Annotated in this window: 9 protein-coding genes; 5 read left to right on the top strand and 4 right to left on the bottom strand. The window is 72.9% G+C overall.

Features of this window, described 5'->3' with window-relative positions; all coding sequences use genetic code 11:
• Nucleotides 1-7: 7 nt before the first annotated feature.
• Nucleotides 8-691, top strand: coding sequence for a DUF1826 domain-containing protein (locus NQZ70_RS47125; protein WP_165374516.1), 684 nt, complete (start codon nt 8-10; stop codon nt 689-691).
• 3 nt (nt 692-694) lie between these two features.
• Here the strand turns inward: NQZ70_RS47125 and NQZ70_RS47120 are convergent, their stop codons facing one another.
• Entirely contained in the window at nt 695-1,045 is a 351-nt protein-coding gene (locus NQZ70_RS47120; RefSeq protein ID WP_129580071.1) for a hypothetical protein, read from the bottom strand.
• Nucleotides 1,046-1,842: 797 nt separating this feature from the next.
• Here NQZ70_RS47120 and NQZ70_RS47115 point away from each other — a divergent pair.
• Together NQZ70_RS47115 and NQZ70_RS47110 are read left to right on the top strand one after the other, a co-directional pair.
• The gene (locus NQZ70_RS47115; protein ID WP_129580069.1) at nt 1,843-3,438 is read left to right on the top strand and encodes a serine/threonine-protein kinase; all 1,596 of its coding nucleotides are present in this window, start codon (nt 1,843-1,845) and stop codon (nt 3,436-3,438) included.
• A gap of 143 nt (nt 3,439-3,581) precedes the next feature.
• A complete protein-coding gene (locus NQZ70_RS47110) occupies nt 3,582-4,871 on the top strand; it encodes an Hsp70 family protein (RefSeq protein ID WP_129580068.1) in 1,290 nt (429 codons plus the stop codon).
• A gap of 1,118 nt (nt 4,872-5,989) precedes the next feature.
• Here the strand turns inward: NQZ70_RS47110 and NQZ70_RS47105 are convergent.
• Nucleotides 5,990-7,306 carry a metallophosphoesterase gene (locus NQZ70_RS47105; RefSeq protein ID WP_129580067.1) on the bottom strand — a complete coding sequence of 439 codons (1,317 nt, stop codon included), beginning with the start codon at nt 7,304-7,306 and terminating at the stop codon, nt 5,990-5,992.
• A gap of 630 nt (nt 7,307-7,936) precedes the next feature.
• Here NQZ70_RS47105 and NQZ70_RS47100 point away from each other — a divergent pair.
• Together NQZ70_RS47100 and NQZ70_RS47095 are read left to right on the top strand one after the other, a co-directional pair.
• A complete protein-coding gene (locus tag NQZ70_RS47100) occupies nt 7,937-9,334 on the top strand; it encodes a glycoside hydrolase family 6 protein (RefSeq protein ID WP_272827073.1) in 1,398 nt (465 codons plus the stop codon).
• A gap of 292 nt (nt 9,335-9,626) precedes the next feature.
• Nucleotides 9,627-10,556 carry a LysR family transcriptional regulator gene (locus NQZ70_RS47095; RefSeq protein WP_129580065.1) on the top strand — a complete coding sequence of 310 codons (930 nt, stop codon included), beginning with the start codon at nt 9,627-9,629 and terminating at the stop codon, nt 10,554-10,556.
• 30 nt (nt 10,557-10,586) lie between these two features.
• Here the strand turns inward: NQZ70_RS47095 and NQZ70_RS47090 are convergent, their stop codons facing one another.
• The gene (locus tag NQZ70_RS47090) at nt 10,587-11,666 is read right to left on the bottom strand and encodes a hypothetical protein (protein WP_129580064.1); all 1,080 of its coding nucleotides are present in this window, start codon (nt 11,664-11,666) and stop codon (nt 10,587-10,589) included.
• A gap of 86 nt (nt 11,667-11,752) precedes the next feature.
• Complete coding sequence (locus tag NQZ70_RS47085; protein ID WP_129580063.1) at nt 11,753-12,418, bottom strand: thioredoxin domain-containing protein; 666 nt, start codon at nt 12,416-12,418, stop codon at nt 11,753-11,755.
• Between the last annotated feature and the right edge of the window lie 260 nt (nt 12,419-12,678).

Here is a 12,678-nt window from a genome sequence, read left to right as displayed (position 1 = left end):
ACACAAGATGATGACGACAACGACCGCTGAGGCCCCCGAGGATCTCGCATCGCCGCGCGCAGCGCCGGGCAGCTCGACGCGCCTCGTGACGGAGGTCGCCGACCTGGCCGAGCTCGCGGCGCCCGAGGTGAGCGTGTGCGTGCTGCGGAGGGGGATCGATCCCGACGTGGACGCCTTCGTGCGCGGGTGGCTGCTGCCGCGGCCGCTCTCCGAGACGCTGCTCGTGGATCCCGGCGCGCCGGACGTCGCGGCGCTGGCTGCGGGAGCGCCTCATTCTTCCGGGCGTGAAGCCTTCCTCGACGACGTGCGCGGCCTGATCTCGCTCTTCGCGGATCTCACCGGCTGCCCGCGGATCGGCGTGCGGCTCGCGCGCCTCGACAAGCCCATGTGCCCTCGTCTCCACGCCGACGTGGTGACCGTCCGCTTGGTGACCACCTATGTCGGGCCGGGGACCGAGTGGGCAGAGCACGCGGACGTCCGGCGGGACCGGCTCGGACACCGCTCGAACGGCGTCCCCGACGAGGTGTCTGGGGTGCTGCGCGCCGGCGCGCGCCTTCGCCGGATGGGTCCGTTCGACGTCGGGCTGCTCAAGGGCGAGGCCTGGCCAGGCAACCGGGACCGCGGCGCGGTGCACCGGTCGCCGCCCGGAACGTCGCCACGGGTCGCCCTGACGCTCGACGCCCTCGCTTGAGCGCTACGCCATCAGCTGCACGCTGCCGTGATGATCGCAGTGCCCGCCGTGCGGGTGGTGCAAGTGGCCGTCGACCAGGAAGTCCACGTGATCGCCGTGAGGGACAGCGGGGTGCCCGCACCCATCGCCGTGCTTGTGCTTCACGTCATGCCCTGAGCACGCGTGGCTCGGGGTGCACTGCGCAGGATTCTCGTCGTCCACCGAGAGGACGTGCTCGTCGACATGATCGCCATGCCGGTGATGCAAGTGGCCATCGTGCAGGTAGTCGACGTGGTCACCGTGACGTATCGCCTGATGTCCGCACGCCTGGCCGTGATCGTGTGCATGGTCGTCGTGGGTCGCGTGGTCCTTCATGCTGGGTCTCCTTGATCGAGCGACCGGAAAACGCACCTCGGGAACAGGAAGAGGCTGCTCGTATCAGCCTCGGAAGGCCCGACCTCCCGGCCGCTATCCCGCACGAGCACGAGAATGAGGGCCCCCGCTGCACCAACCTACCCCCACGGCATGCACCGGCCATCAAAATGTCTCCTGGAGTGTCAGTCGTCTGGACGGGCTCGCCTCTCAGCCAGCCTCGGCGCGATTCCACCTCCACCTGACAGCACACGATCGCGCTCTACGCGTCCGCGCCGAGGAGCCCCGCGCGCGTGGGGTGCCAGACCAGCGCGTAGGAAGCGACCAGGACGACAAGGTAAAGGCCCTTGAAGCCGTGCGGTCCCACTCCGAGGGCATGCACCTCGCCACCGAACAAGGGATCCCCATCTCCCATACCGACGACTCGCTGAGGCCCGGCCCGCGCGGCCCGACGCTCCTCGAGTCATCGACGCCATCCGACAGCACCGCAACTGGGGCCGGGAAGACCTCCAGGCCATCCCCGCCTGACGCCGACGGGCGCCGCGCGAGGCCGGAAGGCTGCGTGTAGGCCGGAAGGCGCCGCGCGAGGTCGGAAGGCTGCGTGTAGGCCGGAAGGCGCCGCGCGAGGTCGAAAGGCGCCGCGCGAGGCTGGAAATCGCCTGGTGAGGCTGGAAAAGCGCGCGTGCGCCGGAAGGCGCGGCGCGGCGCGGCGCCGGCGGACCGCGCCGGCGCCGACGCGGCACGTCCGTCGCGGCCGATCCGTCGCGCCGGGGCCTGCTTCTCGTCTAGACTGCCGGTCGATGGTCGAGCTAGCCAGGCACGCCGACCCGGACCAGGCGCGGCAGGCACCCCCGGAGAGACCCACCCGACGCTGCCCCGCGTGCGGCGTCCGGTACCCGCTCGACTTCCTCGTCTGCCCCATCGACGCGACCACGCTGGAGCTCCAGGGCGTGACCGCGACCGACCCGATGGTCGGCGAGCTGCTCGCGGGGAGCTTCTGCATCACCGGCGTGATCGGCGCGGGCGGCATGGGCCGCGTCTACGTCGCCGAGCACATCCGCCTGCCGAAGCGCTTCGCCGTCAAGGTGCCGCACGAGCACTTCGCCAGCCACCGGGAGGCGATGGCGCGCTTCGAGCGCGAGGCGCAGACGATCGCGCGCGTCGGCAACGAGCACGTGATCGACGTCGTTGACGTGGTGCGCCTCAAGGACGGGCGCCCGTGCATGGTGACCGAGCTGCTCAAGGGCGAGGACCTCGGCAGCCTCCTCGATCAGGTCGGCAAGCTGCCGCTCCCGACCGCCATCACCATCTCGCGCCAGGTCTGCCGGGGCCTGGCCGCGGCCCACGCGGCCGGCGTCGTCCACCGCGACCTCAAGCCGTCGAACCTGTTCCTCGTCCGGCGCGAGGGGGGCAGCATCCACCTGAAGATCCTCGATTTCGGGGTCGCCAAGGTGCTCGACGGCGCCGATCTCACCCGCACGGGCTCGGTGGTCGGCACGCCGCAGTACATGGCGCCGGAGCAGGCGCGAGGCTCGGCCGACGTCGACTCCCGCGCGGACATCTACGCGGTCGGCGCCGTGCTGTACCGCATGCTCACCGGCGAGCGCCCCTTCCCCGAGGAGGAGCCGGCCCGGACCATGATCCGCCTGCTCACCGAGGATCCGCGGCGCCCGCGCGACATCGACAAGAACATCCCGGAGGGGCTCGAGGCGCTGGTCCAGCGCGCCATGGCCCGGACGCGCGAGGACCGGCCGCCGTCCGCGCAGGAGCTCGATCGCCTGCTCGCGGACTTCGACATGCAGGACCCGTTCGGGCCGGCGCGCGCGCTCGCCACGGCCGCGACCGAGGGCGCCCCGAACGACGAGATCGCGACCGTCGTCATCCCGAACGCCCAGGGGCAGACCGCGGACGACGTGACGCGCAGGGCGCGGCGCGCCCGGCCGGTCGCGCTGCTCCTGTCCTTCGCGGTGAGCCTCGCCGCGGGCGCGACGGTCTTCACGAGCGCGGCGATGGTCCTGCGCAGGGTCTACGGCATCACCGAGCGGCGGGCGCTCAGCGAGACCGAGACCCTCATCGCCGCGGGCGTCGCGGGGGCGCTCTCGCTCGTGGTGCTCGCCGGCACGATCCGGGTCGTCATCGGGCGCTGGCGGAGCGGGCCGGCCATGGAGCGCCTCGGCAAGGGCCTCCTCTCGGCGCTCCGGTGGCTGTTCCTCTCGTGCGGCGCGCTCGCGCTCGGCGCCGCGGCCTACAACGCGTTCGCGCTGCCGATCCCCGCGCTCGGGCTCGAGCCGAGCGACTGGCTCGGGTGGATCGACGTCGGCGTCGTCGCGCTGCCGACGCTGCTGGCGCTCGTGGCGCTCGTCGTGGCGCTGCGGCGGGTCACGCGCGTGTCCTGACGACGTCGCTCGCCGGGCAGCGGTGAAATCCGGTCATCCCGCGAGCCCGCCAATATTCTCTCATGCATTCGGCAGCTTGTAAATAGGTGGTCGAATCGGCGAGATCCGCGTGCCTACGAAGCACCCCACGAGGAGGCGAGATCATGTCCGCACGTTTCAAGCCCGAGGTGTATGCCGTCGATTTCGGTACCTCCAACTCGCTGCTCTCGGCGGCCAGCGCGGAGGCGACCTGCCCGCCCATCCCGCTCGACGGCGCGGCGGCCGACCCGACCGTCCTCCGGAGCCTGCTCTTCTTCGGGCAGCAGCGGTTCTCCTGCGGGGCGGCGGCGATCGACGATTTCGTCGCGAACGGCATGCAGGGCCGCTTCATCCGATCGATCAAGAAATACCTGCCCGACCGGAGCTTCTCCGGCACGCAGATCGGACACCGGCTCGTCACCATCGAGGACCTGATCGGCCGCTTCCTGCGGGAGATGCGCGACCGCGCGAACCGCCACTTCGACGCCGACGTCGCGCGCGTCGTGCTGGGCAGGCCGGCGAAGTTCTCGACCGACCCGGCCGACGACCGCCTCGCCGAGGAGCGGCTCGAGCGGGCGGCGCGGATCGCCGGCTTTCGCGAGGTCGTCTTCTGCCCCGAGCCGGTCGCCGCCGCGCACGACTTTCACCTGGAGCTCGACCGCGGGGCCGTCGTCCTCGTCGCCGACTTCGGCGGCGGGACGTCCGACTACACGATCGTCAGGATGCGGCCGGAAGGGTTCGCGCCGTCCGACGTGCTCTCGCTCGGCGGCGTCTCCATCGCCGGCGACGCGCTCGACGGCAGCCTCATGCGCCACAAGATCGCCCGCCACTTCGGCGCCGAGGTCACCTACCGCGTCCCGCTCGGCTCGAACCAGCTGACCATGCCCCGGCCCCTCGTCGAGAAGCTCTGTTCCCCGGCCGACATGACGGTGCTCCAGCACCGCGACGTGCTCGCCTTCCTCCGCGACGTGAAGGCGTGGTCGCTCGGGCCCGAGGACCGGCAGCGCATGGACAACCTGCTCTGCCTGGTCGAAGACTCGCTGGCTTTCCGCGTGTTCGAGGAGATCGAGCGCAGCAAGTGCGCGCTGTCCAGCGAGGCGGTCGCGGAGTTCCGCTTCGATTACCCGTCCATGCACCTCCGCGAGCGCATCGCCCGCGAAGAGTTCGAGGCCGGGAGCGAGCGGCAGATCGACGCGATCCTACGGGCGCTCGACCAGACGGTGCAGGACGCCGGCCTGTCGTTCGACGGGGTCGACGTGGTGTGCTGCACGGGCGGGACCGCCAGGGTGCCGGCGCTCCGGCACGGCATCGAGCGTCGGTTCGGCCAGGGCAAGGTGCGGCAGCTGCGGAGCTTCCACTCGGTCGTGCAGGGGCTGGCCGAGCGGGCGCGCGGCCTCGCCGCCGCGTCCGCCTGAAGGCGCGAAGGCCGCGCCCGGCGAGGGCGAGGCCTCGCCGCGCGCCGAGGCCGCAGGGCCGCCGAGCCAGCGGGGATCGCCCTCGACGACCCACGGGTACGCCTCCTGGAGCGCGCGCTCCATCCGGCCGCCATAGCTGTGGCCGGCGCCCTCGGCGTGCAGGACGCGCGCGGCGACGCCGCCGCGCTCGAGCATCGCCTGCGTCTTGCGCGCCTGCGCCGCGCAGTCGGCCCGCCCGCACGCGAGCAGCACCCGCGCCCCGCCGCCGCTGCGAAAGCGCCTGGCGGTGCCCAGCGTCCACTCGCCGAAGCCGCCGTAGCCGCCCTCGATCAGCGCCGCCCGCGCGAAGCGAGCGGGGTGACCGGGCAAGAGCAGCGCGCCCATGATCGCCCCCTGCGAGAACCCCGCGTAGATCGGGTCGCGGAGATCCACCCGATCCCCGAAGCGCGTCGACAGCGCCGAGACCGCCGCGGCGACCTCGCGGCTCAGCGCGTGGTGGTCCGGGTAATAGAAGATCCGACCGCCGCCCGGTACGCGGGCGTCGATGGGCTTGCCGCGCGGGCAGAGCACGAACCCGGCCCCCCTCACCATCGCGCGCCAGATCTCGCAGTGCCACTCGGGCCGATCGCCGGCGCCGTGCGCGACGACGAGCACCGGCCGCGGCCCCTCGCCGCGCGGCGGCACGACCACCGCGGGCCCGAAGCCGGGGACCTCGAGCTCGATGAGCGAAGGCTCCTCGGCAGGCGGCGGGGGAGGCTCGGGCGCGGGGGCGGGCGCGCCCTCCGGCGGGTCGACGGGCGCCTCGCTGCGGCCCACCGGCGCGAGCGGCGCGGCCGCGCACCCGCCGGCGAAGGCGAGGAGCGCGAGCCCGCGCAGGTAGACCGCCCATCGCGGGCCCCAGCTCGGCGGCGCTCGTCGGCTCGTCGCGCTCATCGCGCCTCGGAACCTGAACACCCGCAGCACGAGGATCAAGAACCGGAGAAGGTGCCTTATCCCGAAAACCATCGAGGACCTTCGGGGGCGCGCGATCACCCCGGAAATCACCGCCGCTCCCGGCGCCGCGCTCGCGCCCGGACGCTCGATAGGCGGGCTCAGCGACGGGAGCGCCTTGCGCCGCGTCAGGCGGAGACGAGCACGATGCGGCTCACCTCGGGGGGCGCGCCGATGCGCGCCGGCGGCCCGGCGGTGCCGAAGCCTCGGTTGACGTAGAGGTGCGAGCCGCCGCGCTGGTAGAGCCCGGCCACGTAGCCGTGGGGGAGCACCAGGTCGGCGGGCCGGACGAGCAGGTTGACCTGGCCGCCGTGGGTGTGGCCGCTGAGCTGCAAGGCCACCTCGCCGGCGGCGTCCGGGAAGAAGACCGGGTTGTGGCAGAGCAAGACGCGCGGCAGGTCGCGGGGCACGTCGGCGAGCGCCCGGTCGAGGTGGGGGCCGCCGCCGGGCACGCGCCCTCGCGCCCACACGTCGTCGACGCCGAGCAGCGCGAACGCGCCGCCGGCCCCTCCGACGACGTGCCCCCGGTTGCTCAGCACGCGGGCGCCGCCGCGCTCCAGCGCGTCGAGCGCGGCGTCGATGCCGGCAAAGTGGTCATGGTTGCCCGGGATCGCCGCGACCCCCTCCCGGGCGAGCGGGCCGAGCCGCCGCGTGAGCCGCCCGAGGTGCTCGGCATACCTCGGGTCGAAATCGATGAGATCGCCCGTCATCACGATGAGATCGCCGCGCGCCTTGCGCACGAGATCCTCGGCGGCGCGCATCTCCGGCTCGCCCACGAACAGCCCGAGGTGGATGTCCGACAGCTGCACGATGGAGAAGCCGTCGAGGCTGCGCGGCAAGCCCGGTATCGGAATCGCGACCTCTTCAATGACGTAGTCGTGCCGCCCGACGAGCGCGCCATACACCGCGCTGCCGCCCCCGATGAGGAAGGCGGAGCCGGCGGCCCCGTTCGCGAGGAAGGCGCGGCGCGGGAGCGCCGGCGGAGCGACCGGCAGCAGCGGGAGCGGCTCGGCGCTGGGCGGGAGCGGCTCGCCCGCGCCGCCGGCCTGGGTGCGCGCCGCTTCCTCGCCAGGGCGGCGCGCCGCGTCCGCGGGGCCTGCCGCGTCGGGGGCGCGCGCGGCCGCTCTGGTGCGCTCGAGCGCCGCGCGCGCGAGCCGCGCGATCAGCCGGCCGAGGTCCACGACGCCGAGCAGCACCGCGGAGAGCAGGACGGTGAGCGAGAGGATGTTGCTCAGGAGCACCGTCCCGCGGACCACGCCGTCGGGCAGCGCGCCCCGCCAGAGCCGCGCGGAGAGCATCGCCAGCACGGCGGCCGCGAGCAGGCAGGCCAGCGCGCGCCGGCCGCGCTGGCCCAGGCCGAGCAGGCCGGAGGCGCGCCGGTGCACGTAGACGCCCAGGGGGCCGAGGACGGCGAGGAGGATCAGCGAGACGACGAGGAAGCGCATGGCGGGCTCTGCACGGCAGGGGGGACCGAAGCCTAACCGATCGGCGACGACCGGCCAGAAGCCGCCCCGTGACGGCGCGGCGACGGGCGCACGCGTGCTCCGGCGCCTCCCTGCGTCACCGCACGTCCGACTCTCCGCCTGATCTGGGCACGCTGCCTCCACGCTGCCTCGGAGAGCGGTGAGACCACAGTCGATGATGCACCTGGAAATCAACCCGAAACAGCTCTGCCCGTCTGCCATGTCACGTTCGGACGATCCGACCGCTCGGCCCTGTCGCCGCGATTACGCGCTGCGTTGCGCCGGAGTCGATCCTCTCGCTGCGTGTTCTCCTCGTGAAAAGCAGCGTTGCGGGCCGTTGTCGAACGCGCCTGTGACGCGCTCGTGACGCGCGCCGGAACGCGTCGAGCGTCGCGAGGCGACGGACATTTCTCCTCGACGTGAAAAAAAGAACCGCACGGCAGACGTGCGATGAGAAGGCGCGGGCATGGCAAAGCCGTCGTTTGTTCTTGCCCCAGCGAAACTGTTGGTCTAGATTCGCCCCGCTATTTTTCGATATGTTGGATTTGCCTGGTTTCTTCAGAAGTAGGTGAAAGGCTTAATATGCTGAGAAGGAATTCGCATCAGCTCGGGATGGCAAAGTGGGTTGCGGTCCTCCTCGCGACCGCCGCCTTCGCGGCGTGCTCGGGCGACAATGGCGATGGGGGGAACACCAGCGGCGGAGATGGCGGCGCCGGCCAGGGCAGCGGCGCGGGCAGCCCGGTGGGCAGCGGCGCGGGCAGCCCGGTGGGCAGCGGCGCGGGCAGCCCGGTGGGCAGCGGCGCGGGCAGCCCGGTGGGCAGCGGCGCGGGCAGCCCGGTGGGCAGCGGCGCGGGCAGCCCCACGAGCACGAGCACGACGGCTGCGGGCGGCAACTGCACCGGAACGGTCGATATCGCGGCGCCGAACGGCAACCCGTTCGAGGGTGGGACGCTGTTCGTCGACCCGGAGTACGTCGCGAAGGTCCAGTCGTCGATCGACAAGACGACGGACGCGGCCCTCATCGAGAAGATGAAGAAGGTCCAGCAGATCCCGACCGCGTTCTGGCTCGACCGGATCGCGGCGGTCGACCGCCTCGAGGGGCACCTCGACGCCGCGCTCGCGCTCCAGAACCAGATCTGCGAGCCGGTCGTTCCGGTCATCGTCGTGTACGACCTCCCGAACCGCGATTGCTTCGCCGAGGCCTCGAACGGCGAGCTCCGGGTCGAGAACGGCGGTGTCAAGCGGTACAGGGAAGAGTTCATCGATCGGATCTCCGCGATCCTCGCCGCGCGCACGAACCAGCGCATCGTCGCGATCATCGAGCCCGATTCGCTCCCCAACATCGCGACGAACCTGGGCTCGAAGGACTGCACCCCGGAGACGGAGAAGGCGTACCGGGAGGAGGTCGCGTACGCGCTCCAGAAGCTCAACATGCCGCACGTGTACCAGTACATCGACGCGGCGCACTCGGGCTGGCTCGGGTGGCCTGACAACCAGAAGAAGGGCGCCAAGATCTTCGCCGACGTCATCAAGGCCGCCGGCAACCCGGCCGGCGTCCGCGGCTTCGCGACCAACGTCGCGAACTACACGCAGCTCCGGTACACCTCGGAGAGCTACGATCAGCAGAGCAACCCCTGCTTCGGCGAGTATGACTATGTCAACGCCCTGGGCACGGCGCTGGCGGCCGAAGGCCTCGGGGACAAGCACTTCATCATCGACACGAGCCGCAACGGCGTCGGCAACATCCGGGCGGACTGGGGCTACTGGTGCAACAACATGGGCGCCGGCATGGGCGAGCGGCCCCGGGCCAACCCGGGCGGCGCGACGCGCCTCGACGCCTTCTACTGGGTCAAGCCGCCGGGTGACTCCGACGGCACCGCGGACAAGAACGCCGAGCGCTACGACCTGTTCTGCGGCTACGAGGACGCAGACCAGCGCGCGCCGGAGGCGGGCTACTGGTTCCACGAGTACTTCGTGGAGTGCGTGAAGAACGCCAACCCGCCGCTCTGATCGGCGTCGTCGGCGGGCGAAAGGCCGTGACGAGCGCGCTCGATCAACGTTGATCAACGTCGATCGAGCGCGCGCCGGCGGCCGGGGCAGGCGAGGAGCGTAAAAAGAGGGGTCTACCCGCCCGCGGGCCGCGCGGCCGGCTGGAGGGTAGACCCCTTGAGAAGACGCTCCTCGCCTGTCCCGGCCGCCGCGCTGTTTTTGTCGAGCGCACGGCGGCGGGGACCCCGCCGGCGCGGGGCCGACGGAGGGCCGCCGCGCCGGGGCGCGGCGGGTCGTGGCATGGTGACGCGCCGTGCACGACTCCATCACGCTCGACCAACTGCGCACGTTCATCGCGGTCGCCGACGAGGGCAGCTTCTCGGCCGCGGCCAGGAAGCTCCGCCGCGTCCAGTCGGCCGTGAGCCACGCGATGGCCAACCTGGAGGGCCAGCTCGGGGTCGTCCTCTGGGACCGATCGACCCGGATCCCGGCGCTCACGGAGCACGGCCGCGTCCTGCTCGGCGCCGCGCGGCGGGTGTGCGCCGACGCGGACGCGCTCAGCAGCGCGGCGCAGCGGCTCGCCGGCGGCCTCGACCCGCTCGTCTCGCTGTGCGTCGACGCGGTCTTTCCGCTCTCCGCGCTCGTCGATCTCTGCGTCGAGTTCGCCCGCGTCTACCCCACCGTGGAGCTGGTCGTGCACACCGAGACGATGTCCGCCGTCGCCGATCGGGTCCTCGACGGGACATGCCAGCTCGGGGTCGTGGGCCCGGCGGCGGCGGCGCAGGGCCTCGAGCGCCGGCACCTCACCTCCGTGCGCATGGTGCCCGTCGCCGGCGAGGCGCACCCGCTCGCGGCCGCCCAGCAGCGCGAAGGGCGCGTCGCGACCGAGCAGCTGCGCGAGCACGTGCAGATCGTGCTGAGCGAGCGCGGCGGCGCGCGCTCGCCGGAGCAGGCCGTGCTGTCCCCGCGCACCTGGCGCGTCGTGGATCTCCAGACCAAGCGAGAGCTCCTGGGCGCGGGGCTCGGGTGGGGCAACCTGCCAGAGCACATGATCCGCGAGGATCTCAGGACCGGACGCCTGGTCCGGCTGCGGCCGGAGGCGTGGGGGGACGACGAGCACCTCCTGTCGCTCGCCGTCGTCCACCGGCCGGCGCTCGTGCTGGGGCCGGCGGGGCAGTGGGTGCTGAAGCGCCTCGTCGAGCTCTGCTGCGAGCACGTGGGGTGCCCGGAAGGGCCGCGCTGACCGCGGCCGGCGCCCGCGGGAGGGCGGCGATCAGAGCGAGAGGCGCGAGAGCAGCTCGTTCACGCGGATCGCGGCCGCGACGCTCCCGGTGTCGTGCGCGTAGTCCATGGCCGCGAACAGGTGGGTCTGCTCGAGGTCGAGCCGCTCCGGCGAGCGCTCGAGGAGCCCCACGTAGTGCTCGAAGAACCGGCGCTGGTCGAACTGCGTGCGCTTCAGCGCGGCGTGGCGCACGGTCGCGTGCAGCGCGAAGCGGCCCGCGAGCGGCTCCTGCACGAGCCGGAAGCGGCGGAGCGACGCGAGCGCGTCGGCGGCGCTCCGCCCCGCCCGCGCCAGCGTCGCGAGCGAGGCCTCGTCGATGTGGTCGCCGTTCGAGTGCGAAAGCACCGCGAGCATCCGCCGCGCCGTCGGCGAGAGCTCGCGGAAGATCCAGGCGACGAGCAGGGCGACCTCGGGGAGGTCGTCCTCGTGATCGATGACCTGCACGCGGTCGACGCCGCCCGCCACGAGCCAGCGGTGGAGCTCGTCGACGTCGGCCGCGCCGCTCGCGACGATGGCGTCGGCGAGCTCGAGGGAGACCGGGTTCCAGCGGAGCAGGCGGGTCAGCGACGCGACCGCGGGGAAGGGGCTCTGCCCCGAGGTCACGAGCGGCGCGATGACCGGGAAGATCGAGACGCCGGCCACGAGGCAGCGCCGCGCCGTGATGACCCACGTCACCGCCTCGTCGCGGAGGTCGTCGAGCAGCTCGGCGACGGCGCGGTCGTGCTCGTGGTTGTCGAGCACGATGAGCATCTCCCCGAGCGCGCGCAGGCGGCGGCGCAGCGCTGGCAGCGAGGGCGACGGCCCGGCCCCGAAGCGGAGCGACAGCATCCCGAGCAGCGTGCGCGCGTCCCAGGCGCCGACCCGGAACCAGTGGATCCCGCCGGGGAGCTCGGCCGCGAGCTTGTGGCCGAGCGCGCAGGCGAGCGTCGACTTGCCGCTGCCGCCCGTGCCGACGAGCGCGATGCGCGTCGGGCGCGAGGCGCGCACGGTCGAGAGGAGCGTCGCGAGCTCGCGCCGACGGCCGCGCAGCGAGGGGGGGCGGGGAGGGAACACGAGCGGCGAGGCGGTCATCCCCGCGCGAGCGTACCAAGAAACGCGCGCCGGGCCGGTCCATGTTGCGGCCGCCGCGCGTCTATGACCGCCGCGCCGCCGCGCGCTCACCCGCGCGGGCGCGGCGCGCGCAGGAGCTGCTCGATCGCGCGGGAGATCGGCTCCGGCGACATCGAGGTGAGGCGGAGCCGGCGGAGCCCCTCGCCCTGGCGGCTCAGGAACAGCGCCGGCACGCCGTGGACCTGGAGGCGCGCGGCCTCGGCCCGCGCGGCCTCGAGCTGCTGCGCGACCGCGCCGCTGTCGCGCTGCGCCATCGCCCGCGCGGCGTCGATGCCCGGCAGCTCGGAGGCGACGCGCAAGAGGAGCTCGTCCGTGACCGGCGGGCGCTCGCGCGCCTGGATCCGGAAGAAGCGGTCGACGAACTCCCAGAGGCGATCCTGCATCCCGACCGCCGCGGCCATGCGCGCGGCCTGCACGGAGCCCGGCCCGAGGAACGTGAGGTTCCGGAACACGAGCTTCACCTGGCTCGTGCGCACGTGGCGATCGAGGATCACGGGCAGGACCTCGAGCGCGTAATCCCGGCAATGCGAGCATCGAAGATCGGAGAACTCGACCAGCGTGATCGGCGCGCCCGGATCCCCGAGGACGACGCCGTCCTGGGGAATGCCGGAATAGAGGTCGAGGCCCGCGCTGGCGGGGCCGGTGGCCTCCTGTTCCGGCGCCTCGCCGGCGCCGTAACAGGCCGGGATCCCGAGCAGGATCGCGGCGAGCAAGGCGCCGCGCCGCGCCGCGGCGCCAAGGTGTGCTTTGCGTGAACGGGCGAGTGCGTGTCGTTCGATCGTCTCGGGCTTCATTCGACGACACACGGCACGAACCGTACCCCCGCGCGGCGCCGCGCCGGAAATGCTTTCACGCGCATCCCGGTAAAGCGTGCTGGGCGAGGACCTCCGGGCGAGGAGGGACTCCTCGCCGGCGCGGGCGCTCGACCGGGCCGCCGCCGCGGCCGGGCGCGCCCCCCGCCGGGGCTCTTGCC

It is taken from the genome of Sorangium sp. So ce836 (assembly GCF_028553905.1).
Lineage (GTDB): Bacteria > Myxococcota_A > Polyangia > Polyangiales > Polyangiaceae > Sorangium > Sorangium cellulosum_D.
Note: the sequence above shows the minus strand (reverse complement) of the source record. Positions and strands in the feature narration are given on the sequence as shown.

What these genes read in the sequence shown, in the direction of transcription:
- NQZ70_RS47125 (WP_165374516.1), top strand. Translation starts at nt 8, where the DNA reads ATGATGACGACAACGACCGCTGAGGCCCCCGAGGATCTCGCATCGCCG.
- NQZ70_RS47120 (WP_129580071.1), bottom strand. Translation starts at nt 1,045, where the DNA reads ATGAAGGACCACGCGACCCACGACGACCATGCACACGATCACGGCCAG.
- NQZ70_RS47115 (WP_129580069.1), top strand. Translation starts at nt 1,843, where the DNA reads ATGGTCGAGCTAGCCAGGCACGCCGACCCGGACCAGGCGCGGCAGGCA.
- NQZ70_RS47110 (WP_129580068.1), top strand. Translation starts at nt 3,582, where the DNA reads ATGTCCGCACGTTTCAAGCCCGAGGTGTATGCCGTCGATTTCGGTACC.
- NQZ70_RS47105 (WP_129580067.1), bottom strand. Translation starts at nt 7,306, where the DNA reads ATGCGCTTCCTCGTCGTCTCGCTGATCCTCCTCGCCGTCCTCGGCCCC.
- NQZ70_RS47100 (WP_272827073.1), top strand. Translation starts at nt 7,937, where the DNA reads ATGGCAAAGTGGGTTGCGGTCCTCCTCGCGACCGCCGCCTTCGCGGCG.
- NQZ70_RS47090 (WP_129580064.1), bottom strand. Translation starts at nt 11,666, where the DNA reads ATGACCGCCTCGCCGCTCGTGTTCCCTCCCCGCCCCCCCTCGCTGCGC.